Consider the following 23,830-nt stretch of genomic DNA (forward strand, 5'->3'; position numbering starts at 1 on the left):
GTCGGGGACCGGGGTATCGGGGGCGGTCATCGGCAGGCCTCGCTCAGCGCCACAGCACCCCGGCGAGGACGAGCAGCCCCGTCGTCACCACGACCACGGCGAGCACCACCGCCGACAGCGCGCCGGGCAGCGGTCGTCCCTGCCGGAGGGCGCGTTCGGCCCGCATCCACTCGAACCAGGCGAGCGGCGCCACGGCCGTGCCGGCGATCATCAGCAGCAGCGAGGCGGCCAGCCGGAACCCGGGGTGCAGATCGAGGCCGAGGACCTCGAGCGCGACGCCGCCCGCGATCAGCGCCAGGCCGGTCCGGGTCCAGGCCAGGAACGTGCGCTCGTTGGCGAGGGAGAACCGGGGATCGGGCTCGTCCCCGACCCGGTAGACGGAGGCGGGGAAGCGACGCATGCGCCCATCGTACGGCTCGGCGCGCTCAGCGCTCGTGCACCGTGCGCCCGGCGAACCACGTCGAGACGACCTCAGTGTGCACGATCTCCTCCGCCGGTCCGCCGATCGCATCCCGTTCCAGGATCACGAAGTCGGCCGACTTGCCGGGGGTCAGCGAACCGGTCTCCGCACCGAGCCCCATCGCCGTCGCGGCGTTGATCGTGAAGACCTCCAGCGCCTCCTCGGCAGAGATCGCCTGCTCCGGCCACAGCGTGCCCGCGGCGCGACCGAGCGGATCGGCCCGTGTCACGAGCCCCTGCAGGCCCTCGAGCGTGTTCGGCGACTCGCTCACGGGCCAGTCCGAGCCGCCGGCCACGAGGGCCCCGGCGTCGAGGAGCGCGCGGTTGGGCTGCGAGTGCTCGGCACGCTCTCCCAGCACGTCCGCCAGCGCCTGCGGGATGACGCCCGGATACCAGATGAACGGGGAGATGTCGGCGGAGACGTCGAGCGCCGCGAGCCGGGGGATGTCGCTCTCCGCGAGGAACTGCCCGTGCGCGATCTGCACCGGCGTCGTGAAGCCCTCCCCGCGCAGGCGCGCGGCGGCATCGAGCACGAGGCGTGCCGACCCGTCGCCGGTGCAGTGCACCTTGGCCCCGAGGCCGCGTGCCGCGACGGCGCGCAGCCAGTCGGTGAGCTCGTCGAGGGTCATGGTCGTCTCGCCGTGGAAGTGCGCGCCGTGCACCGGATCCGTCGGATACGGGTCGAGGAAGGAGGCGGTGCGGGCGGGCGGCACGCCGTCGAGGAAGATCTTCACGAAGTCCGGGCGATGATGCGGGGTGCGGAACTCCTCACCCCGGTCGAGCAGGGGCGCGCCGATGGGGTCGAACCCGAAGATCTCGTCGTTGATGAGGAGCGAGGAGACCACCCAGGCGTGCAGCTCGTCGGCGCGGTCGAGGCCGGCGAGCGCGGCGAGGATGTCGACGGAGACCCCGGCGTCCTGGAACGCGGTGATCCCGAACGAGTTCAGCAGCTCGATGCCGCGGCGGGACGCGGCGGCGTGCTGCTCCGCGGTGAGTCCGCCGCTGCGGTCGTACGCCTCCTGCACCGGGATGCCGGCGGCTTCCAGGAGCACGCCGGTGGGGGTGCCGTCATCGGGGTCGAGCACCGTCACTCCGGCGGCCGGGATGCTGCCGGCCGTGATGCCGGCGAGCTCCAGGGCCCGGGTGCTGGCCCAGCGGTTGTGGCGGGAGTCCTCCATGAGCGCCACCGGCCGTCCGCCCGCCGCCTCGTCCAGCCGGCGCCGCGTGGCGGTGTTCGCGAGGGTCGGGAGCAGGGTCGTGGCCACGGCGCCGCCGACGATCCAGGCGTCCTCCGGCAGCGTCTGCGCCTTCTCCCGCACCCGGTCGAGGATCTCGTCGAGAGTGAGGGACGGGGCGAGCGACAGTTCGAAGAGCTCGGTCCGTCCGGCGAGCGCGTGGTGGTTGTGCACGTCCACGAACCCGGGATAGACGGCCGCGTCGCCGACCTCGACGACCTGCGTGCGTCGGCCCCGGAACGCCTCCACGTCGGCGCGGTCGCCGACGGCGAGGATCCGTCCGTCGCGTACGGCGAAGGCCTCGGCGCGCGGGCGAGCGCGGTCGGACGTGCGGATCACGGAGCCGGTGACGAGGAGGTCGGCGACGTCGGTCATGTCAGGCGTCTCCGAAGGTCGCGGGCTCGAGCGCGGGCGTGTGGTGGGTGGTCGACAGCAGGCGGCCGTGTGCGCCGAACGTGAAGTGCGTCGGCACCTCGCCGGTCTCGTCCAGACCGAACAGCACACCGTGGGAGCGGATCGCGTTGACGTCGCGGTGGTCGGCGATCGTCACGGAGGCGCACGGGATCACCTTCTCGCGCCACGCGAAGACGTAGATGCCGGGGCGCACCTCCCACACGCTGTTCTCGTCGGTGTCCGCGAGTCCGCGCTCCGGACCGGCCAGGCACTGCCACGAGTACCAGCGCGGGGAGAGGTACACGTGCTCGTAGGCGTGCTCCCCGCTGTAGACCCACTCCACCCGGCGACCGATGAGCGTGGTCGTGGGGGCGGCCTCGGCGCCGGTGACCTCGGCGCCCTCGATGGTGCCGGGGGCGAAGTGGTGCTGCACCCGGGTGCGGCCCTGCTCGGGCGCGGGGAGGATCTCGGAGATCACCGCGAGGGAGCGTCCGTGTCGCAGGTCGAGCACGAGCGAGACGGCCTCGTTCGGGAGGTAGCGGTGGTGGAACTGCACGAAGTAGAGCTCGTCGTCGACCTCGAACGCCTCGTAGTCGTCGGTGTCGGACGCGGCCTCCGTGGGGTCCTCGGCGCCGGGCTGGTACTCCCAGGTGACCGTCGAGTCGTCGAAGCGGTGGACGATGCGAGTGCCGCGGGCGTCGACGACGGCGATCTCGCGACCGTTCAGGGCGGTGCTGTGCGGGGCCTTGTTGGCGTCGAAGCCGGGGGCGAGACCTTCCAGCGGCAGCCAGGTGGAGGTGTCGGCGGGGTTCAGGGTCGTCATGGGGATTCCTTCCTTCGGAGAACGGGGTCGGGCGGACGTCAGCGGTCGCTGAACCGCTCCAGATCGGTGGCGAGGCCGTCGTAGACGGCGGGCTTGGCACGACGGAGGTAGGCGGCGTAGACGATGCCGCCTATCAGCGCGAGCACGAGCAGGAGCGGCATCAGGCGGATCGCGAGCTCCTCGGAGCCGGCCACGATGTTGAAGTTCACGATCGCCAGGATCGAGATGGCCGCGATGCCGAGGAAGCCGATGCCCGGAGCGACGAACGTGCTCCACCACCGCGGGTCGTTCCGGCGCCGGAAGTACACGACGATCGAGATCGCCGCGAGCCCCTGCAGGATCAGCACGCTGAGGGTGCCGAAGCCGAGCATCGCGGGCACGAGCGTGACGATGGGGTCGGCGCCGGCGAGGGCGAACAGGATCGCCACGATCGCCGCGAAGCCGGCCTGCACGATGCCCGCGAGCTGCGGAGCGCCGTTCGGGCGGGTGCGGGCGAGGGCCTGCGGGAGGATCTTCGCGCGACCCAGCGAGTACAGGTAGCGGGTGGCGGAGTTGTGGAAGGCGAGCATCGCCGCGAACAGGCTCACCAGGAGCAGCACCATCATCACGGTCGTGAGCGGGCCGCCCAGGTACTGCTGCGAGAGCGAGAAGATGAGGTCGCCCGTGGGCAGGTGCTCCAGCGCGGTGGCCTGCGCCTGTGCGACACCGGTCGCGCTCACCACGGCCCAGGTCGTGATGCCGAGGATCACCCCGATCGCGATGATCGAGGTGTAGGTCGCCCGCGGGATCGTGCGCAGCGGCTGCTTGGCCTCCTCGCTGAAGAGCGCCGTGGCCTCGAACCCGAGGAAGCCGGTCGCCGCGAGCAGCAGCCCGATGGGCAGCGAGCCGGAGAAGACGGCCTCGGGGCTGAACGCCGCCACGTCGTAGCCGGTCTGCACGAGCACGGAGACGTCGAACACGACGAGCATGAGCACCTCGAGCACGAGGCACACGCCGAGGATCTTCGAGCTGAAGTCGACGCCTACCCGGGCCAGCACGAAGCACACGACGATCGACAGCAGGCCCCAGACGAGCCAGTGCACGTCGAGTCCGGTGAGGTCGCGGATGATCGTCTGCATGAAGAAGCCGCTGGTGCCGATCGTGCCGACCACGAAGAAGTTGTAGCCGAGCGTCGCGATGAGGCCGGCGATGAGCCCGCCGGTGCGGCCGAGGCCCTTCACGACGAAGGCGTAGAAGCCCCCCGCGTTCACGAGCTGCTTCGACATCTGGGCGTAGCCGATAGCGAACAGCAGCAGGATCCCCGCGACGAGGAAGAACGACATCGGGGTGCCGCCGCCGTTGCCCAGCGCGATCGCGAGGGAGGCGACGACCACGATGCCGGTCAGCGGCGCGACCGCCGCGAGGACGAGGAAGACGATGCCGGCGACGCCGAGGGCGCCGGGTCGAAGAGAGGTGTGGGCGTGCGTCGTGGACGCGGATGTCGGGTCTGCCACGTCGGCTCCTTTGCTGGGTGACGGCCGTGCGGACACGGCATCGACGACGAGGGGAATCGTCGATAGAGCGAGTCTGCTCGTGCTGTCGACGGCGCGCTTGACCCTGAGGGAAGGACGATGGTGCCAGCGTGCACAGCCTCCTCCGGGACCTTCGAGCCGCCGGGGGCAGAGGAGCAGGATGACCGTGATGACACCGCCGTCCTCCTCCGCACCACCGGTGCACGGACGGCCTGCGAGGAACAGATGGATCTGCAGCTGCACGACAGGACGGCCCTGATCACGGGAGCCGGGAGCGGCATCGGTCGTGCCACGGCCCGCGCACTCGCGGGGGAGGGGGTGCGGGTGGCGTTGCTCGACCGCGACGGCGCCGCCCTGGAGGCCACCGCTGCGCTCGTGCGGGACTCTGTTCCGGAAGCGCCGGCGGCGGTGCTCGTGGTCGCCGACGTGACGGATGAGGAGCAGGTCCGGGCCGCCGTGTCCGCAGCGATCACGGGGCTGGGCGGTCTGGATCACGTCGTGTGCTGCGCAGGGATCTCCGGTCCGGTCGGTTCGTCGATCGAGGACACCGACCTCGCCGCGTGGAACGCCGTGCTCGCCGTCAACGTGACCGGTCCCTTCCTGGTGCTCAAGCACGCGCTCCCTGCGCTGCGGGTCGCGGTCCGGGCGTCCGTCGTCCTCCTCGCGAGCGACTCGGCCGTCGTCGCCTCACCAGGGATGGCCCCCTATTGCGCCTCGAAGGCCGCGCTCGTGCAGTTCGGGCGCGCGCTGTCCGTCGATCTCCTCGGCACCGGGGTCCGCGTGAACTCGATCGCGCCGTCGGTCGTCGACACCCCGATGAGTCGCGGAGATCTGGGTGAGGCCGCTCTCGACGATCCCGGATTCCCCGTGCAGACCGCCGACCAGGTGGCCGCCCACGTGGCCTACCTGCTGTCGCCTCACGCCGGAGCGGTGAACGGCACCACGCTGATCAGCGATTTCGGCTACACCGCCCGCTCGGGATTCCCCGCCTGACGCGGACGCATCGGACCAGACCATCGCGCGCACGCGCATCGTACGAACAGCGCGCACGCGCATCACGCGAACACCGCACAGGAGAAGACATGGGAATCACGGTCGGATCGAGCGTCTCGGGGCGCGTCGTCGTCATCACAGGGGGCGGCACGGGCATCGGCGCGGCCATCGCCGAGCGCTACGCGGCAGAAGGCGCCCACGTCGTGGTGGTGGGCCGGCGAGCGGAGCCGCTGCACGAGGTGGAGCGGGCGGTGGGCGCGGTGCCCGTCATCGCGGATGCCGCGGACACCGCGTCGGCCCAGGCCGCTGTCGCCGAGGTGCTGGCGCGCTTCGGTCGCATCGACGTGCTCGTCGCGAACGCCGGCGGCCACGGGTTCTCGCCGGTCGGGGACACCGACGATGCGAGCTGGGAGGCGGCGATCCGGGCGAACCTCACGACCGCGTTCACGATGGCGCGCGAGGCCCTTCCCGCCCTGATCGAGGCGAAGGGGCAGATCGTGATCGTCTCCTCGCTCGCCGGTCTGTTCGCCGGCCCGTCGGTGGCCGGGTACACGGTGGGCAAGCACGCGCTGATCGGTCTGACCCGCACGCTGGCGCGTGACTACGGCCGGCACGGCGTGCGGGTGAACGCGATCTGCCCCGGCTGGGTGCAGACGCCCATGGCCGATGACGAGATGGACGAGTTCGCCTCGCATGCGGGCCTGGGGTCCCGTGAGGAGGCGTATGCGACGGTCACCGCCGACGTGCCGCTGCGTCGCCCGGCGCGCCCCTCCGAGATCGCCTCGGTGGTGCGGTTCCTCGGGTCGGGGGAGTCGTCCTACATCACCGGTGCCGTGATCGTGGCGGACGGCGGTTCGCACGTCGTCGACGTGCCGACCATCGCCTTCGATCACGCCGGGATGTGACCGACCCGCGGGTGCGTCAGGGGCGGGTTCCGGCCGTTGCTCGGTAGCGGAGACCGTCCACGAGCAGCCCGACCAGGACCTGGCTCTGCTCCTCCGATCCCGCGGAGTGGCAGAGGTTCGCTGCGGCGTACAGGAGTTGCGTCGCGTCGACGTCGCGGCGGATCCTTCCCGCCTCGGCTGCGGCGTCGAGAAGACGTTCGAGCGCTCCGCCGAGTTCGGCGGTGAAGTAGGACGGCAGTGCCTCGAAGGCGGGATCTCCGGAGTGCAGCGCGGCAGCGAGTCCGCGCTTCGTGGCGATGAACTGCGTGAAGCGCTGCAACCACAGAGCCAGCGCCTCATCCGGGGCGTGCGCGGCGGCGAGCTCGTCCGCGGCCGCCGCGGTGGCATCGACGGCATGCCGGAAGACGGCGACCACGAGGTCAGACCGCTGCGGGAAGCGGCGATACAGGGTGCCCACTCCGACGCCTGCGCGCTCGGCGATCAGCCTCGCGGGCGCATCGACCCCCTCCGTGGCGAAGACCTCGCGCGCGGCGTCGGTCAGGGCGTCGGCATTGCGGCGGGCGTCGGCGCGCATGGATCCTCCAGGGGTTGCATAAACGGAACACCGTTCCGTATGCTTCCGGAAAGGCGTTCCACTTCGGTCGACGATACGGCACCGGACAGCAGAGCGCCATTCAGGAAGGAACACGACATGCACTACCGCACCCTCGGCCGCACCGGCATCCAGGTGAGCCCGTTCGCCCTCGGGGCCATGATGCTCGGGACGGACGGCAGCATCGGGAACGGCGACGAGCGGGACTCCCTCCGCATCGTGCACCGCGCGCTCGATGCGGGCATCAACATCATCGACACGGCCGACCGCTACTCGCAGGGCGGCTCCGAAGAACTCATCGGCAAGGCGCTCGCCGGCCGTCGCGACGACGTGGTCCTGGCCACGAAGTTCAACGGACCGATGGGCACCGACCCGAACAGGCGCGGCAACTCCCGCCGATGGATCATGCGCGCCGTCGAGGACTCGCTCCGTCGGCTGGGTACCGACTACATCGACCTGTACCAGGCGCACCGTCCTGACGACACCGTCGACCTCGAGGAGACGCTCTCCGCGCTGACCGATCTGGTCCGCAGCGGCAAGGTGCGGGCGATCGGCAGCTCGGACTTCCCCGCCTCGATGCAGGTCGAGGCGCAGTGGATCTCCGAGCGTCGGGGCCTCGAGCGCTTCCGCACCGAGCAGCCGACCTACTCGATCCTGAACCGTGGCATCGAACGGGAAGTCCTGCCCGTCGCGCAGCGCTACGGCATGGGCGCCCTCGTCTGGAGTCCTCTCGCCGGCGGCATGCTGACCGGACGGTTCCGGAAGGGACAGCAGACCGATCTCGCTCGCGCGACCATGTTCCGGCACAACCAGGACGAGCGGCGGATCGACGCCGTGGAGCAGATCGTCGCGCTCTCCGAGGAGACCGGCATCCGGATGACCCACCTCGCGATGGCGTTCGCGATCGCGCATCCCGGTGTCACGAGCGCGCTGATCGGCCCGCGGTCGATGGAGCAGCTGGACGACCTGCTCGCGGGAGTGGACATCGCGCTCACGGACGAGGTGCTCGACCGGATCGACGCGATCGTCCCGCCCGGCACCGATGTCGGACGCCTCGATCAGCAGTACAACCCGCCCGCTGTGCTCGAGGCCGCGCTGCGACGGCGACCGGTGGCGCACCGCTCCGCCGCCTAGGCGACCGGGTGTGAGCTCCGGACCGCTCAGCCGATCCGGAGCTCGAAGCCGTCGTCGACGGCGGCGATCGACACGTGCGTGAGGTCGTCCACGTGCGCGGTCGGCGCGTGGGCGGCGGCGTGCGGGCCGACGCCGATCACTCGCATGCCCGCGGCGTGGGCGGCCTGGATCCCGGCGCCGGAGTCTTCGAACACGAGGCAGTCCGCGGGGTCGACGCCCAGAGTGCGCGCAGCGAGGAGGAAGCCCTCCGGGTCGGGCTTCGACGCCGACACGTTCTCGGCCGTCACGGCGAGGGCGGGCACGGTCAGCCCGGCCTGCCGCATCCGCGCGGTCATCAAGGCGACGTTGGCGGAGGTCACGATCGCGTGGGCGAAGGGCTCCAGAGCATCGAGCAGGCCGTCGGCGCCGGGGATCATGATGACGCCTTCCACGTCGGACGCCTCGTTCGCGAGCATGACCTCGTTCTCGCGGAGGTTGATCGCGTGGTCGCGCTCGGGCAGCATGATCGCCATGCTCTGATGACCCTGACGTCCGTGCACGACGCTCAGCACCGTCTCTGGGGCGATCCCGTGGGGCTCCGCCCAGGCCAGCCACAGCCGCTCCACCACAGCGGTCGAGTCGACGAGTGTGCCGTCCATGTCGAGGAGGGCGGCGCGGGCGTGGATGGTCTGGGTCATCCTCTCAGGCTAATCCCCGCCGCCCGTTCGTCCCTGCCCGCTCGTCCTCGCCTGCCGCCCGTGTCTGCTCAGCCGCCGAGGTAGGCACGGTGCAGCAGCGCGGGGTCGGCCTGCAGCGCCTGTGCTGTGCCCTGGAAGGAGACGCGTCCGCCGGCGACGACCACCGCTTCCTCGGCCAGCCCGAGCGCGAGCTGGGTGAACTGCTCGACCAGCAGCACTCCGACCCCCGACTCGGCGATCGACTGCACGATCGGCATCAGCCGCAGGAACACGACGGGGGCGAGGCCGAGCGACATCTCGTCGATCAGCAGGATGCGCGGTTTCGCGGCGAACGCCCTGGCGAGCACGACCATCTGCTGCTCGCCGCCGGACAGCAGCGCGGTGGGGGCGTCGATGCGCTTCTCGAGTTCGGGGAACTGCGCCAGGACGGCATCGAACTCCGCAGGGGTGCGGGCCGTGAGCGAGAGGTTCTCGCGCACGGTCAGCGACGGGAACACCGCTCGTCCCTGCTCGATGTGCACGATGCCGCGTCGTGCCCTGGTGACTCGGGAGAGCTTGTCGATGGGTTCGCCGTCGAGGGTGATGCTCCCCGCGGAGTGAGGGGTCACGCCCGAGACGGATTCGATCAGGCTGGTCTTGCCCGCGCCGTTGGGGCCGACCAGGGCCAGCACCTCGCCGCCGGCGACCCGCAGCGAGACGTCCGAGATGACCGGTCCGGCTCCGCGACTCACCGTCACGGCGTCCATCACGAGTTCGCTCATGTCAGCAGCTCCGTCTCTCCCATGTAGGCCTTCACCACGTCGGGGTTCGCGAGCACCTCGGCCTGCGGTCCGCTCGCCAGCACCCGACCGAAGTCGAGCACGGTCAGGGTGGGGCAGACGGAGCGCACGAGGTCGAGGTCGTGCTCGATGATGATCAGGGCGACGCCGTAGCGTGCCGGCAGGTCTCGCAGACGTGCCGCGAGCGCCAGGTGCTCCTCGTGCGACAGGCCGGCAGCGGGCTCGTCGAGGATCAGCAGGCGGGGTCGGGCGGCGACGTTCGCGGCGACCTCCACCAGCCGTCGGGTACCGACGTCGACACTCGACAGACGTGCGCGGGCGTGCGGGCAGCCGAAGAACTCCAGCACCTCGTCGATGTCGGCCTTCGCGAGCCGGCGTCTGGCCACGAACCGCACGTAGGCGCCGACCGTGAGCGCGGGCGGGACCCGATCCTGTTGGAACGTGCGCCGCAGCCCCCATCTCGCACGACGGGTGGGGGAGAGACCGGCCAGATCGCGGTCGTCGAGCAGCACGCGTCCTCCGTGCTTCGGCAGGAAGCCGCTGATTGCGTCGACGAAGGTCGACTTCCCGGCACCGTTGGGCCCGATCAGCCCCATGATCGACGCAGCCGGCACCTGGAACGACACATCATCCAGTGCCTTGAGTGCGCCGAACTGCACCGTCAGACCCTCCACGGTGAGCACGGGCGCACCGTGGAGGATGGCATCGTCGACCGTCGCCGTGGTCGTCGTCGTGACGACCGAGGCATCGGCTCCGGCATCGGCGGGCAGCGCGGTGAGCTGCGCGTTCGCGGTTCTCCGGTCCGCGCGGCGGTAGAGCAGGTTGCGGATGCCCTGGCCGAGGTTGGTGCCGCTGGTGAGCGCCTGCACGCCCAGCACGCCGAAGACGACGAAGGCCCAGTCCTGCGGCACGCCCCAGCGCTTGAGGAGCTCGGGCACGAGCACCCAGAGCAGCCCGCCGAAGATCGCCATGTCGATCAGGTGGGCGCCGGACATGATCGCCAGCACGTAGAGCGCGAGCGACTGCAGCGGGGTGAAGCTCGACGCGAACGGCAGCTGCACCTGACCGGCCAGCAGCCCGCCCGAGATGCCGCCGAGGGCCGCGGAGACGGCGAAGGCGGTCAGCTTGGCCGCCTGAACGCTCTGCCCCGAGGCGGCGGTTCCCCGTTCGGAGAATGCCACGGCCTTCCAGCTCGACCCCCAGCGGCCACGCTGCAGGAAGAACACGCCGAGGGCGCAGACCGCGAGCACGACGATGGAGAGGAAGAAGAACTGACGGTCGTTCGAGAACATCTCCGGTCGTTCGATGGCGGTGCCGTCCGCCGAGCCGGGGAACTGGATCTGCACCAGCGTGACGTCGGCCGCTGCGGCGAAGCCGAGGGTCACGACCGCCAGGTTCACCCCCCGCAGTCGCAGGGCGGGGAGGCCGACCAGGATCCCGACGAGCCCTGCGGCGATACCGCCGAGGAGCAGCCACAGGAGGAATCCGCCCGGTGCCTGCAGGACGTTGAGCAGCGAGACGATCCACGCGCCGACGGCGGCGAACGTGAGCTGGCACAGGGCGATCATCCCCGCCGAGCCGGTCACGATGCCGAGGCCGAGGATGGCGATGGCGGCGGTGACGGCGCTGATGGCGAGGAAGACGAAGTACCCGGGCAGGGCCGAGCTGAGGATCGCACCGACCCCGATGCCGACGAGGGCGACGGCGAACGGCCAGGTGATGCGGAACCAGGGGCGGTCAGCGAGCGGCATCCCACACCTCCTTGCGCTGCGTCCAGAGCAGCAGGACGACGATGAACAGGAACGGGAGGAAGTTGCGCACCAGCGCCACCTCGTCGATCTGGGCGACGAGTCCGCCGAGCACGCCGAGGACGAGTCCCCCGACCACAGCGAGGTCGAGGCGACGGAAGCCCCCGAGGAGCGCGGCTGCGGCGGCGGGCACGATGAGCATCGACAGGCTCGTGGCGTCGTTGGACTGCGACGGCGCCACGATGATGATCGCGATCGCGCTGATCACACCGGTGACGAACCACACCGCGATGGAGAGCGGCCGCGAGCGGATGCCGAGCAGCTCCGCCGTCGTGGGGCGCTCGGAGAGGGCGCGCAGCTGCGTTCCGACCCTGGTGCGACGCAGGACGATGCGCACGGCGACGGCTGTCACGATCGCCATCGCGACGGTCGCGACGGTGACCTGGCTGACGACGACGCCGCCGATCGTGAAAGCGGGCCCGGCGATGATCGGCGCGAACGGCTGCGGCTTGTTGCCGAACAGGATGAACGACATCGAGATCAGCAGCAGCAGCGGGCCGACGGTCATGGCCGAGCGGGTCGTGGTCGACGCCTCGGACAGCCACGTCGCCGCGATGAACCCGATCGCCGCGGCCAGCAGACCCGCCACGAGCACACCGAGCACGGATCCGACCCAGATGGGCAGCCCGAGTTCGCGCACGAACCAGACGGCCGTGAAGCCGCCGAACATGCCGGTCGCGGCCTGGGCGAAGTTGACGACCCGCACGAGCCGGGACATGAGCGTCAGGCATACGCCGAGAACCGCGTAGAGACCGCCGGCGGCGAGTCCCGCGATGGCACCTTGCAGCATGGGCGTCCTTTCTGTTCCGAGGGGGAGGGCGGAAGGTGCCTGCCGCCGGTAATGCGCCCGGCGGCAGGCGGTCAGGTGGACTACTCGCCGATGCGGAGCCAGTCGTCGGCGACCTGCTCCCAGGCGTGGGTGCCGGACTTGAGGATGATCGGCCAGCCCGCGGTGTTCTGCGTGCCGAACGCGTAGGGCGTGCCGACCATCGGGTTCTCGATCGGCTCCATGTTCTTCAGCGCCTCGGAGACGCTCTCCCGGGTGATGTCGCCGTCGATGCCCTTGAGCACCTCGATGAAGTAGGTTGCGGCGAGGTAGCCGCCCTGGCTGAACGACGTGAGCGGGATGTCGTTGTCCTCCATGAGGGTGCGCCAGTCGGCGTTGATCTCGCTGTCGTCCGTGAACGGGTAGAACTCCGCGGGAACGTAGATGCCGGCTCCCGCATCGTCCACGGCCTCGGCGAAGTTCTCGCTGTAGACGCTCGTCAGGTACAGCCAGGTCACGTCGTCCCAGCCCTGGGCGTTCGCGGCCTTGACCTGACCGATCGCGTCCGGCTCGACGGGGTTGATCGCGAGGGCCTTGCAGCCGGCTTCGCGCGCCTTGACGATGTAGGGCGTGTAGTCGGATGCGCCGTACGGGACGGTGTCGTCCACGTACTTCGGCTCCTTGCCGGTGATCTCCGACCACTTGTCGATCGCGGCCTGGTAGGTCGGTCGGGTGGAGCCGGCGATCTCGAGGAGGATGCAGATGTCGTCGAGGCCGAGCACCTCGGAGCCGTACTGCAGCGTGAGGGTCATGTCGTTGAAGGGGCCGACGTTCGCCGGGGAGATGTTCTCGCTGTCGAAGCAGCCGGTGTCGACACCGATGCCCGGCATCGACAGGATGCTCTCCTGCTCGTAGTACTTGGCGTTGATCTCGCACTCGATCAGGCTCGCGGAGCCGACCAGCGCGACGGCGCCGTCGCTGCCGACCAGCTCCCGGGCCGAGGCGGTCGCCGTGGCGGGGTCGCCCTTGTCGTCGAGGGTCTTGTAGTCGATCTTCCGGCCGTCCAGTCCGCCAGCGTCGTTGAAGGCGTCGAACACCGCGGCTGCTGCCTGGGACGCCTCGGGGAAGGTGGCCGGCCCGCTGATGGTGTTGATGGACCCGACCACGATCGGGGCGCCGTCGCCCCCGCCGGATCCGTCATCTCCTCCGGCGCAGCCGGCCAGGGCGAGGGCTGCCACGGCGATGAGTGCCGCGGTGCCTGATACTCGCTTGTTCATGTGATTCCTGCCTCTCGAATTCGGATCGTGCTGTGCGTGCGGTGCGTGTGGTGGTGCGGTGTGTGTGGCGGTGCGGTGCGTGTCGCGAGCCTCAGTCGCGCAGTGCGCGGGACACGAGCTCCGTGTCGGTGAACTGCTCGAAGGCCACGACCCTGCCGTCGGCCAGGCGCCACACATGGGCCACACGTGCCGCGAAGAAGCGGCCGGTGCGCCGGTAGGTGCCGGAGTACGTGCCGATGCCCACGACCGCATCGCCCGCGTCGAGGACCTCGTCGATCGCCACGGTGTAGTCGTCCCAGTCCTCCTGGATGCGCTGGAACACGTTGGCGGCCACCGCGTCGGGGCCGATGTAGGTTCCCGCGTAGGGGAAGCCGGCGGCTTCGGTCCACTGCACATCGGATGCGAGCGGTGCGAGCATCCCGTCGAGGTCGCCGCGGTCGCTCGCCGCATAGTGCTCGCGGATGATGTCGGCATTGCCCATGGTGTCTCCTGTTCTCGCTGTCGATCAGACGGGCTGCGCGTCGGGGTAGGCGACCGAGCCGAGCGGGTAGATGTGCCCGCCGGCCTTGGAGTGCTCGGAGTCGCCCTCGCCGTTCAGCCCGAGGAAGATCCCGGTCGTCATCAGCTGGTAGCCGAGGTCGTGCAGCCAGACGCTCGCGACGGCGATGCGGAACTCGCGGAAGCAGAACAGATACAGGCCGTCGGCGAACTTCCAGACGGTCGACAGGTCCATGTCGCCGTGACCGCGCTGCACGCCCTCCAGGCACTGCCACGCGTACCGCTGGCTCGACACGTACACGTGCTCGTACAGGTGGTGCGGGCTGTAGCGGTAGATGTTGCGCTTGCCGATCAGGTCGCGGCTGGGGCCGGGAACCTCGCCCGTGGCCGCTCCGGCATCCGTCGTCGCCGCCCAGAAGTCCTGGCCGACCTGCGGCGTGCCCTCGACGGCCTCGGCGGCGATACGCGAGCGGATGACGGTCGCCCGATGCGTGGTGGAGGAGACGACGACCGTCAGGGCCTCGCGCTCGCGGCTCTCGAACGGGATGTTGACGAACACGACGTCCTCGCGCACGCGGACGGCGTCATACGGGTCTCTGCCGTCGGTGCCGAAGCCCTCCCAGGTGACGGCCTCCTCGTCGAAGCGCAGCGAGAGCGTGCCGCCGTCGTCGAGGGTCAGCGTCAGGGAGGTGCCGGCGAGCTGCGTGCTCGGCAGGCGGAAGGTGTCGATCCCGGCGGCGAACTCATCGTAGGTTCGCCATTCATCCAGTGCCGGGTCGGTCGTGATGTCGGTCATGCGGGTCCAGACGTCGCACGCGGCAGGGCCTCTTCGCCCCGGGCACCGCGTCGTCGCGATGCGCTTGCCTCATGCTCCGTCCCACGCCCTCAGACGCTCAAGGTCGCGGGGCCCATCGCGCGCCGAGAGTCAACCGGCGTGCCGTCCAGGGCAAGCGGGCATGACGGCGATTCCGCGCACGCCGGTCACCCGACCTGCGCGGCGGGTCTTCGTGTCGTGTTCAGTGAGCGGCGCGGTACTCGCTGGGGGAGATGCCGAACGCCGCCTTGAACGCGCGGCTGAAGTGCGCCGCGTCGACGAAGCCCCAGCGCGCGGCGATCGCGGCGACGGGCCGGTCTGCGAGCATCGGGTCGAGCAGGTCGCGGCGGCACTGCTCGAGACGACGCGTGCGGATCCACGTCGACACGGTCACACCCTGCTCCTGGAACAGGCCGTGCAGGTGGCGGGTCGAGATGAAGTGTGCCGAGGCGATCGAGGCGGGCCCGAGGTCGGTCGACGCCAGGTTCCGGTCGATGTGGGAGCGGATGCGCTGCACGAGCGCGCGGTGCGGGTCGGCCGAGACGCCGTCGAGACCGAGTTCGCGGGTGAAGACCGTGGAGACGAGGTCGAGGGCGCTGTGCGCGAGGCGAGCCCCCGTCGCTCCGGCGAGCTGGTCGAGGTTCCCGGCGAGCTGGGTCAGGTACGGCACGACCACGCCGCCCAGGCCCTCCTGCCCAGAGATACGCACGGCGGTGAGCTGGCCGACCACGTCGGGAGGGAGGCTGAGGAGATGCTTCGGGAACATCACGACCATCGTGCGGAACCCCTCGTCGAAGACGAGTGAGTACGGTCGGTCGGTGTCGTACACGGCGAGATCCCCGGCCTGGAGCACGGCCTCCCGATCGTCCTGGATCAGCAGACCGGTGCCGGCGAGCATCAGGCTGAGCTTGAAGTAGGAACGGTCGCCCCTGGCGATCAGCTCGGGGGTTCGCTCCACGACGTGCGATGTGGCGCGCACCTCGGTCACGTGGACCTCATCGACCGACGCACCGCGGATGATTCCACGGAAATGGTCCGGCCCTGCCGTGGAGACCTGCAAGGGGACGAAAGACTCGGAGACGGCGGCTCTGAAATCACTGATGTTGCGCGCGACGAGAGTCGATACCGATTCGGCGGGGGCAGCGGGTGCACCGTTCATGACTGATCACCTCGGGTGGTGGAACGACGACGTTGTATACGATCCGTTCCGCGATGCTATCACCGGCGTCGCGGAACTGCGCGCCTTCTATGATGTGGACCGGGAAGGACGAGGATGAACGCGCTCGCGAGCAGGGTCGTGCAGGTGCTGAGACAGGTGCGGGGACCGGAGACATCCACTGCCGTCTTCGAGGCGACGGCACTCATCGTCGGCGCCGGGTTCTTCGTCGCGGGCTTCGCGATCGGCCTACCGGTGTTCTGGGGGCACGACCTGGCGATCAGCGGCAGCGGGTCGATCGGGGTCTTCGCCGCGTGCGGTGGGGCGATCACCGCGGTCATCGCCTTCACGCTCGGCCGCCTCGCCGTGCGGCCGGAACAGCAGGACCCGCAGGCGACCCGCGACGGGTTCAGCGTCCCGGGGGATCGGCTGCGCTGGTACGACCTGACCGCCATCGCCTTCGCCCACGCGGCGATCGCCTGTCTCGGCTGGCTCGGCATCGCAGAGCTTCTGGAGCGCAGTTTCACGGATGCCCCGGTGTTCCCCTTCCCCGGGGCGATCCTGGTGGCTGTGGCCTTCGCCCTGACCGGATACGTCTGCTTCCTCAGTGCGGTCGCTCTCACCCCGATGGTGCTCTCGCTGGTGCTCGCCGTCTTCCTCGTGGTCGGAGCGTTCGCCAGCATGCTCGCCTCCAGCGATGTGCACTGGTGGCGGGACAACCTCTCGGCGCTCGGGATGAGCACCAACAGTGCGTCCGTCGCCTTCAACGTGACACTGGTCATCGCCGGGGTCATGGTCACGACGATCTCGAGATACGCGACCGCGGGCCTGCCTGCCGAGACCGCCGAGGAACGCCGAGGCCGGTTCATGGTGCGCGGCGGACTCATCCTGATCGGGATCTTCCTCGCGTGCGTCGGGCTCTTCCCCGTCGACGAGTTCTTCCTCCTGCACAACACGGTCGCGACGGGCATGACGGTCGTCTTCGGAGTCATCGTGGTCGGGCTGCCGTGGTTCCTGCCGACCATCCCGCGCGTGTTCGTCGCCTTCGGGTGGATCTATGTGCTCGTGATCATCCTGCTCGCCGCTTTCTTCGCGGTCGGCTACTACAACCTCACGGCGGTCGAGCTGATCGCCGCGGTGCTGATCTTCAGCTGGATCATCGTCTTCCTGCGCACGGCGGGGTCGGTCGCTGCGCCCACTCCCGACGCGCGGGCCGACCGGTCCGCTGTCGGCTCCTAGTCCCAGATCGGGTCGTCGGGGTCGGGGGAGTCCGTGCCGTCCGCGTCGGTCATGATGCGCGCTCCGTCGATCCACGCGGTCAGGGACGCGTCGTGCAGCATATGCGGTCGCGGTGAGCCGAGAAGGTCGGGGTCCGTCACGACGCTCAGCGGCTCATCGCTCGCGAAGACCACGACATTGCCGAGCGGGCCCTCATCGTCTTCGGGTTCTGCGTCGAGGACGACGGCGACGTGCTCGAACACCGAGCGCAGCGTGGCAGCCTGTCGTCGTGAGTACTCGAAGGGGTGCCCGTCGAGGAGGTTCACCGCCACGGTGGCCCCTGCTGCGGAGCGTGCGGCGACGCGACGGTAGAACTCCTGGCTGGCCACACGGTGTCGGATGACCGCGGCGTCCCACAGGTCGACGACGGTGAAGCGCGCATCCACCCAATCGGTGTCGACGGCGCTGCCACCGGACGTGACGACGCCGAGCGCGGGAGAGGAGGAAGGCGGCCCCGCAGGCTTTCCTCCATCCGGGAGTTCCGCGTCAGCGACCGCCCGCGCGTCCCCGAAGACGACGCGCACATCGGCGCCGGGCGGCAGGGGCAGCGCCTCGAGCACGGCAGCGTAGAGGGTGGGCTCGAACTCGACCACGAGCTGGGGGGACCCGGGGCGCGTGGCCTCGACGTAGCGCGCCAGCGTGAGTGCCCCTGCTCCCAGATGCACGGTGAACAGCGGGGCACCGGGGGCTGCCGCGGCATCGATCGCTCTGGCGATGTGCTGCGTGTAGGCGTACTCGAGTGCGGTCGGATCGGTCATCGAGACGACGGACTGGGCGATCCCGTCGACGCTGAGCTCGTAGTGACCTGGCCGCCTTCGCGACTCCATCAGCTTCGCCTTGCGGTTGTCGAGCATGAACGAGAACACCCGGCGATTCCTTGGCACCCGTCGATCCTAGATCGGGCGGGACCGGACGACGATCATGGCGACCGCTCGCCGTCAGACGGCGGCGGGAGTCATGATCACCGCGCGCGGCTACCCTGGAAGGAACATGGCACATCTTCTCGGGGCTGAAGCCCTCCACCTCGAATATCCGACCAGGGTCGTCTTCGACTCCGTGACCCTCGGCATCGAGGAGGGCGATCGCATCGGCATCGTCGGCCGAAACGGCGACGGCAAATCCAGCCTTCTCGGCATGCTGGCCGGCATCAAGGAGCCGAACTCCGGACGTGTCACGGTGCGCGGGGGAACGCGCATCGGGGTTCTCGATCAGGCCGACAACCTGCCGGACGACCTCACGATCAGCGCCGCGGTCGTCGGCGACACCCCGGAGTACGAGTGGGCGGGCGACGCGCGGGTGCGCGACGTGATCGAGGGACTTCTCACCGACCTGCCGTGGGACGGTGAGATCGGTTCCCTCAGTGGTGGCCAGCGTCGGCGGGTCTCGCTCGCCAGGCTCCTCACCGGGGACTGGGACGTCATCGCGCTCGACGAGCCGACCAACCACCTCGATGTCGAGGCGATCACGTGGCTCGCGGGGCACCTCAAGAGGCGCTGGTCGGCGAACTCGGGCGCCCTCATGGTCGTCACGCACGATCGATGGTTCCTCGACGAGGTGTGCACCGAGACCTGGGAGGTGCACGACCGCATCGTCGAGCCCTTCGAGGGCGGGTACGCGGCGTACATCCTGCAGCGCGTGGAGCGCGACCGGATGGCGGCCGCCACCGAGGCCAAGCGCCAGAACCTCGCCAAGAAGGAGCTCGCCTGGCTGCGTCGCGGCGCCCCGGCCCGCACGGCGAAGCCGAAGTTCCGCATCGATGCGGCCAACGAGCTCATCGCCGATGTCCCGGAGATCCGCGACAAGGTGTCGCTGCAGTCGCTCGCGGTCTCACGCCTCGGCAAGGACGTGGTCGACCTGCTCGACGTCGGCGTGACCTACCCGACGGCGGACGGCGGCGAGAAGGTGGTGCTGCGCGACATCGAGTGGCGCATCGCACCGGGGGAGCGCACGGGCATCCTGGGCGTGAACGGTGCGGGGAAGTCGACCCTGCTCGGCCTCATCTCCGGCACCGTTGAACCCACCGTCGGTCGGGTCAAGCGCGGTACGACCGTCAAGGTGCAGACCCTCACGCAGCGGCTCGACGAGCTCACCCAGCATTGGAACGACCCGGTGCGCGTGATCATCTCCGGCTTGCGCACCTCCTACACAATGGGTGCGGGCTCGAAGGCACAGGACCTCACGCCGGGGCAGCTGCTCGAGCGGCTCGGGTTCGACTCCGCTCAGCTCTCCACCCCGGTCAAGGACCTCTCGGGTGGACAGCAGCGTCGCCTGCAGCTGCTCCTCGTGCTGCTCGACCAGCCGAACGTGCTGATCCTCGACGAGCCGACCAACGACCTCGACACCGACATGCTCGCCGCGATCGAGGACCTCCTCGACTCGTGGTCCGGCACCCTCCTCGTCGTCAGCCACGACCGGTACTTCCTGGAGCGCGTCACCGATCAGCAGTACGCGATCCTCGACGGCCATCTGCGCCACCTTCCCGGCGGGGTCGACGAGTACCTCCGCCTGCGCGAGCTGCAGTCGTCCACGGGCTCGAAGCAGACCGCGACGGCTGCGGCGACGGCGACCACAGCGGCGTCGACGAAGGGCCTCGACGGGGCGGCGCTGCGCGCGGCGCAGAAGGAGATCTCCGCGCTCGAGCGCCGCATCCAGAAGCTCACCCAGCAGGTGAACGCGGCCAAGACCGCGCTGGCCGATCATGACCAGTCCGACTATGCGGGGCTGGGCGATTGCATGAAGAAGATCAGCGAGCAGCAGGCCGAGATCGAGGAGCTGGAGCTGCGCTGGTTCGAACTCACCGAGGAGATCGGCTGACGGAGGAATATCCTTCTCTCACCGCTGTTGGGAGGTAGGGATGGAAGGCCTCGAAGTAACAGTCCTGCTCGGACTCACGATTCTCGTCGGAACCCTGATCGCCCCGCGCGTGCGTCTCGCGCTGCCCCTCGTCCTCGTCATCTTCGGGCTGCTGCTGGGCTTCGTGCCGCAGCTGCGCGAAGTGCAGCTGCCCCCGGAGACGGTGCTGCTGCTGTTCCTCCCCGTCATGCTCTTCTGGGAGAGCCTCACGACCTCGCTGCGGTCGATCCGCCGCGACTTCCGCTACATCTTGCCCATGAGCACGGTGCTCGTCGTGGCCTCGGCGTTCGCGGTCGCCGGCATCGGTGTGCTGTTCGGGATGCCCTGGGAGGTCGCTCTCATCCTCGGAGCCGCGGTCGCGCCGCCGGACGCCACGGCTGTCGCGGCTCTCGGCCGGCTGCTGCCGCGCCGCATGTTCATGAAGCTCAAGGCCGAGAGCCTGACCAACGACGGCACTGCCCTGGTGCTGTACGCGATCGCGGTGTCGCTCGCGCTCGGCGGCCAGATCACCCCGCTGTCGGTCACGCTCGATGTGCTGATCTCCTACGTCGGCGGAATCGCCGCGGGAGTGGCCATCGCGTTCCTCGGTTATCTGCTGCTGAGGCGCACATCCTCGACGATCGTGATCAACGTCACGCTGCTGCTGATCCCGTTCACCGCATTCCTCGCCGCCGAGATGGTGCACGCCTCCGGGGTGCTGGCCGTCGTGGTGGCCGGGCTCATCGTGGCGTACGTGTCTCCGCGGGTGACCACCGCCTCGTCTCGACGGCAGGCCGATGCGGCGTGGCCCTTCGGCGTCTTCCTGCTCAACGGCGCGCTGTTCGTGCTGATCGGTCTCGAGGTGCAGTACGTCGCACACCAGATCTCGGCGGCCGCCATCGGCCGCCTCGTGCTCGTGACCCTGGCCGTCTGGGCGACGCTGCTGGTGGTGCGCTACCTGTTCCAGCTGCTGAACGTGCCGTTCCAGGGAAAGCCTGTTCCGCGTCCGGCGCCGGGTGCACGAGCGCGCGCCAGGGCCGTCTCCACCGTCGCGGGCATGCGCGGCGCCGTCTCCCTCGCCATCGCGCTCTCCGTGCCGACGAGCATCACCGAGGGCGGCGCGATCAACGGGCGAGACGAGATCGTGTTCGTCACGGCGGGGGTCATCCTGCTGAGTCTGCTCGTGCAGGCGCCGCTGCTGCCCGCCACCGTCCGATGGGCGAGGTTCCCGGTCGATCATGTCGAGGACGAGGAGTACGAGCTCGCCGAGCGGGCCATCTCCGGAGCGGCCCTCGCGGCTCTCGACGACCTGGCCGCCGAACACGGTGTGGGCCAGGAGGTCCTGGATCGCGTGCGGTCGGAGGGCTATCAGATGCTGGAGTTCGCCAACGCCCGGTCGCTGGCCCGTGAGCAGGCGCTGGTCGACGCTGAGGCCGACGTGCTGGACGAGATGCTCGGAGAGCCCGACCCTCTCGGAGCCGGCACCGCCGATGTCGGGGACGATCCCGCACCCGGCGGTGGCTCCTCGCAAGCCGTCGAGGGGGAGGCAACAGACGGCACAGTGCTGCAGATCATCGCGACCTCGACCGACGTCGATCTCGCACAGCGTTCGCCTTTGATCCGACACGAAGAGCACACGCGCCTGAAGCTCGCCCTGCTCGACCGCAAGCGCGAGGTCCTGCTCGGACTGCGCGGCGCCGGCACCGTCGACGACATCGTTGTGCGTCGCATCTCCGCCCGCCTCGACCTCGAGCAGGTGCGCCTGCAGGGGATCGAGGACTACGACTGAGCGTCCGGGCCTCCGGGCGTCCGAGAGCCAGACCCACCGACGAGAACGAGGAGTCCCATGCCCACGACGATGAAAGCCATCATCCTCGATCGATTCGGTGACGAGACGGAACTGCATGAACGATCGGTTCCGGTTCCCGCGGTCGGGGACAGCGACGTGCTCATCCGCATCGATGTCGCCGGACTCGGGTCGTGGGACCGGGAGGAGCGCGAGGGGCACTACGACGGCGCGTTCGGCGTGCCGTCGACGTTCCCCTACATCCTCGGGTGGGAAGGGGCGGGGACCGTCGAGGCGATCGGGGCTGAGGTGAGGCGTTTCGCCCCGGGCGACCGGGTGTACGCGGCGTCGACGCCCGTTCCGAGGGGAGGCTTCTACGCCGAGTACGCCGTGGTCGACCAGGAACACGTCGCTCCGGTGCCCGCCCGCCTGACCGACGAGCAGGCAGGTGTGCTGGCCTGGGACGCGCTCACGGCCACGAGCGGACTCGACACCATCGATGCGAGTCCCGGTGATGCCGTGATGATCTTCGGCGCGAGCGGAGGGATCGGCCATCTCGCGGTGCAGCTCGCCAAGCATCGAGGGCTTCGTGTCCTCGCCGTGGCCTCGGGACAGGACGGAGTGGAGCTCGCGAGCAGTCTCGGAGCCGACGCGGTCGTCGACGGTCGGAGTGACGACGTGCCGGCGGCCATCGCGCGCTTCGCACCGGACGGGCTCGACGGGGCCCTGGTCACGGCGGGAGGAGCAGTGGCCGAGGAGGCGCTGCGCGTAGTCGCACCCACCGGCCGCATCGCGTGGGCGCACGGCGTCAACCCGCCGCCGTCCGCGCAGATCGCCGATCGAGTGTCCTTCTACGACGGCGATCGCAGTCGCGCAGCACTGCAGCGTCTGAACGAGATCATCGAGTCGAGCCACATCGCACCGCATGTGACCCGCGTGTTCGACGCCGATGACGTCGTGGCGGCGCACCGGGCGCTCGGAGAGCACTACGTGGGCAAGCTGGCCCTGAGGGTGCCGCGGCCCTGACCACGCCTCGCTGTGACGCCGTGTGACACTCGATTCCGCGTGCGAGATGCGGCCTGCCTAACGTATTCGAGTCCCCCAAGAGAGGAACTCACTCACATGTCACGCCGCACCACTTCCATCCTGGCCGCCATCGCCGCGGTCCCGCTCTTCGTCGCGCTCACCGGGTGCGCCACTGGATCGTCCGATGCCGGATCCGGCAGTGAGGGATCGTCCGAGAACGAGGTCGTCAAGATCGGCGTCGTCGGCAAGGGCGACGAGCAGTGGCCGGCCTTCGTCGAGGCCGCCGCCGAAGAGGGGATCACGGTCGAGCTGGTCGACTTCGGCTCCTACGAGCAGCCGAACCCCGCGCTCACCGAGGGTGAGATCGACCTCAACCAGTTCCAGCACATCGTGTACCTGGCCGAGTACAACAACGCCTCGGGCTCCGACCTCACCCCGATCGGCTCGACCGCCATCTACCCGCTGGGTCTCTACTCGCAGAAGTACGACGACGTCGACAGCATCCCGGAGGGCGAGACCGTCGCCGTCCCGGACGACGCCTCCAACCAGGCGCGTGCGCTGAACGTGCTGCAGCAGGCGGGCCTGGTCGAGCTCAAGAGCGGCGGCACGCCGTACTCGGACCTTGCCGACATCGACACCGACAAGTCCAAGGTCAAGGTCACGGCTCTGGAGGCCGCGCTCATCCCGACCTCGCTGCCTGACGTCGCCGCCGCGATCATCAACAACGACTTCGTGCAGGACGCGGGGCTCACGTTCGACGACGCGATCGCGCAGGACGACCCCGAGGACCCCAGCGCGCTGCCGTACGTGAACATCTTCGCTGCCCGTGCCGAAGACGCCGACAACAAGACCTACCTCAAGCTGGTCGACATCTTCCAGACCAACGAGGCCGTCCAGAAGGGGCTGCTGGATTCGTCCGGAGGCACCGCCGTCGCGCTGAAGACGCCGGTGGACGACCTGGTCGCCTCGCTCGCGAAGGTCCAGAAGGACGCTGACGCGAAGAAGTAGGGCGCGGGGAGATCACCCCGTCCGATGAGGGAGAATCGGGTGGCGCGAGAACGCGTCACCCGATTCTTCGTTCCCGAAGC

The 23,830-nt window shown here is 69.7% G+C and carries 22 protein-coding genes; 8 read left to right on the plus strand and 14 right to left on the minus strand.

Annotated elements, in window-relative coordinates:
- Positions 1–43: 43 nt before the first annotated feature.
- The 4 genes from RN51_RS00945 to RN51_RS00960 are packed head-to-tail and all read right to left on the minus strand — an operon-like array spanning position 44 to position 4,403.
- Positions 44–400: a YidH family protein gene (locus RN51_RS00945; RefSeq protein WP_025103854.1), complete on the minus strand. Its 357-nt coding sequence runs from the start codon at positions 398–400 to the stop codon at positions 44–46.
- A gap of 25 nt (positions 401–425) precedes the next feature.
- The gene (locus tag RN51_RS00950; RefSeq protein WP_045262177.1) at positions 426–2,069 is read right to left on the minus strand and encodes an amidohydrolase; all 1,644 of its coding nucleotides are present in this window, start codon (positions 2,067–2,069) and stop codon (positions 426–428) included.
- A gap of 1 nt (position 2,070) precedes the next feature.
- Positions 2,071–2,910, minus strand: a complete 840-nt coding sequence (locus RN51_RS00955; protein WP_045262178.1) for a molybdenum cofactor biosynthesis F family protein — start codon at positions 2,908–2,910, stop codon at positions 2,071–2,073.
- 38 nt (positions 2,911–2,948) lie between these two features.
- Positions 2,949–4,403 carry an APC family permease gene (locus RN51_RS00960; RefSeq protein ID WP_045262179.1) on the minus strand — a complete coding sequence of 485 codons (1,455 nt, stop codon included), beginning with the start codon at positions 4,401–4,403 and terminating at the stop codon, positions 2,949–2,951.
- A 120-nt stretch (positions 4,404–4,523) separates the two neighbouring features.
- Here RN51_RS00960 and RN51_RS00965 point away from each other — a divergent pair, with 120 nt between their 5' ends.
- Both RN51_RS00965 and RN51_RS00970 read left to right on the plus strand, forming a co-directional pair.
- Positions 4,524–5,414, plus strand: a complete 891-nt coding sequence (locus tag RN51_RS00965) for an SDR family NAD(P)-dependent oxidoreductase (protein WP_231579179.1) — start codon at positions 4,524–4,526, stop codon at positions 5,412–5,414.
- Between the two features lie 89 nt (positions 5,415–5,503).
- Complete coding sequence (locus RN51_RS00970; protein ID WP_045262180.1) at positions 5,504–6,319, plus strand: SDR family NAD(P)-dependent oxidoreductase; 816 nt, start codon at positions 5,504–5,506, stop codon at positions 6,317–6,319.
- A 16-nt stretch (positions 6,320–6,335) separates the two neighbouring features.
- Here the strand turns inward: RN51_RS00970 and RN51_RS00975 are convergent, their stop codons facing one another.
- Positions 6,336–6,893 carry a TetR/AcrR family transcriptional regulator gene (locus RN51_RS00975; protein WP_045262181.1) on the minus strand — a complete coding sequence of 186 codons (558 nt, stop codon included), beginning with the start codon at positions 6,891–6,893 and terminating at the stop codon, positions 6,336–6,338.
- 117 nt (positions 6,894–7,010) lie between these two features.
- Between RN51_RS00975 and RN51_RS00980 the strand changes: the two genes are divergently transcribed.
- Positions 7,011–8,045, plus strand: coding sequence for an aldo/keto reductase (locus RN51_RS00980; protein WP_045262182.1), 1,035 nt, complete (start codon positions 7,011–7,013; stop codon positions 8,043–8,045).
- Positions 8,046–8,071: 26 nt separating this feature from the next.
- Here the strand turns inward: RN51_RS00980 and RN51_RS00985 are convergent, their stop codons facing one another.
- The 8 genes from RN51_RS00985 to RN51_RS01020 all read right to left on the minus strand — a co-directional run bounded on the left by RN51_RS00985 (position 8,072) and on the right by RN51_RS01020 (position 15,823).
- Entirely contained in the window at positions 8,072–8,722 is a 651-nt protein-coding gene (locus RN51_RS00985) for an HAD-IA family hydrolase (RefSeq protein ID WP_045262183.1), read from the minus strand.
- 68 nt (positions 8,723–8,790) lie between these two features.
- Positions 8,791–9,483 carry an ABC transporter ATP-binding protein gene (locus tag RN51_RS00990; RefSeq protein WP_045262184.1) on the minus strand — a complete coding sequence of 231 codons (693 nt, stop codon included), beginning with the start codon at positions 9,481–9,483 and terminating at the stop codon, positions 8,791–8,793.
- Complete coding sequence (locus RN51_RS00995) at positions 9,480–11,252, minus strand: ABC transporter permease subunit (protein ID WP_045262185.1); 1,773 nt, start codon at positions 11,250–11,252, stop codon at positions 9,480–9,482. The genes RN51_RS00990 and RN51_RS00995 overlap by 4 nt, the downstream gene beginning before the upstream one ends.
- Positions 11,239–12,099 carry a branched-chain amino acid ABC transporter permease gene (locus tag RN51_RS01000; RefSeq protein WP_045262186.1) on the minus strand — a complete coding sequence of 287 codons (861 nt, stop codon included), beginning with the start codon at positions 12,097–12,099 and terminating at the stop codon, positions 11,239–11,241. Before RN51_RS01000 ends, RN51_RS00995 begins: the two co-directional genes overlap by 14 nt.
- Before the next feature lie 80 nt (positions 12,100–12,179).
- The gene (locus RN51_RS01005) at positions 12,180–13,352 is read right to left on the minus strand and encodes an ABC transporter substrate-binding protein (protein ID WP_045262187.1); all 1,173 of its coding nucleotides are present in this window, start codon (positions 13,350–13,352) and stop codon (positions 12,180–12,182) included.
- 91 nt (positions 13,353–13,443) lie between these two features.
- Entirely contained in the window at positions 13,444–13,833 is a 390-nt protein-coding gene (locus tag RN51_RS01010; RefSeq protein ID WP_045262188.1) for a nuclear transport factor 2 family protein, read from the minus strand.
- Between the two features lie 24 nt (positions 13,834–13,857).
- On the minus strand, positions 13,858–14,646 hold the full coding sequence (locus tag RN51_RS01015) for a MoaF C-terminal domain-containing protein (RefSeq protein WP_045262189.1): 789 nt from the start codon (positions 14,644–14,646) through the stop codon (positions 13,858–13,860).
- Positions 14,647–14,866: 220 nt separating this feature from the next.
- Positions 14,867–15,823 (minus strand): helix-turn-helix domain-containing protein, encoded by a 957-nt coding sequence (locus RN51_RS01020; RefSeq protein WP_045262190.1) that lies wholly within the window; start codon positions 15,821–15,823, stop codon positions 14,867–14,869.
- A gap of 114 nt (positions 15,824–15,937) precedes the next feature.
- Here RN51_RS01020 and RN51_RS01025 point away from each other — a divergent pair, with 114 nt between their 5' ends.
- A complete protein-coding gene (locus RN51_RS01025) occupies positions 15,938–17,059 on the plus strand; it encodes a DUF998 domain-containing protein (RefSeq protein WP_045262191.1) in 1,122 nt (373 codons plus the stop codon).
- Here RN51_RS01025 and RN51_RS01030 read toward each other — a convergent pair.
- Positions 17,056–17,982: a spermidine synthase gene (locus RN51_RS01030; RefSeq protein ID WP_156149056.1), complete on the minus strand. Its 927-nt coding sequence runs from the start codon at positions 17,980–17,982 to the stop codon at positions 17,056–17,058. The two genes, RN51_RS01025 and RN51_RS01030, sit on opposite strands and share 4 nt — an antisense overlap.
- Positions 17,983–18,088: 106 nt before the next feature.
- Between RN51_RS01030 and RN51_RS01035 the strand changes: the two genes are divergently transcribed.
- From RN51_RS01035 to RN51_RS01050, 4 genes are all read left to right on the plus strand, one after another.
- Positions 18,089–19,912: an ABC-F family ATP-binding cassette domain-containing protein gene (locus RN51_RS01035; protein ID WP_045262213.1), complete on the plus strand. Its 1,824-nt coding sequence runs from the start codon at positions 18,089–18,091 to the stop codon at positions 19,910–19,912.
- A 40-nt stretch (positions 19,913–19,952) separates the two neighbouring features.
- Entirely contained in the window at positions 19,953–21,719 is a 1,767-nt protein-coding gene (locus RN51_RS01040) for a Na+/H+ antiporter (protein WP_045262192.1), read from the plus strand.
- 57 nt (positions 21,720–21,776) lie between these two features.
- Positions 21,777–22,742, plus strand: coding sequence for a quinone oxidoreductase family protein (locus RN51_RS01045; RefSeq protein ID WP_082066196.1), 966 nt, complete (start codon positions 21,777–21,779; stop codon positions 22,740–22,742).
- Between the two features lie 96 nt (positions 22,743–22,838).
- The gene (locus tag RN51_RS01050) at positions 22,839–23,750 is read left to right on the plus strand and encodes a MetQ/NlpA family ABC transporter substrate-binding protein (protein ID WP_045262193.1); all 912 of its coding nucleotides are present in this window, start codon (positions 22,839–22,841) and stop codon (positions 23,748–23,750) included.
- The last annotated feature ends 80 nt before the right edge of the window (positions 23,751–23,830 follow it).

The organism is Microbacterium oxydans (assembly GCF_000956405.1).
GTDB classification, from domain to species: Bacteria; Actinomycetota; Actinomycetes; order Actinomycetales; family Microbacteriaceae; genus Microbacterium; species Microbacterium oxydans_C.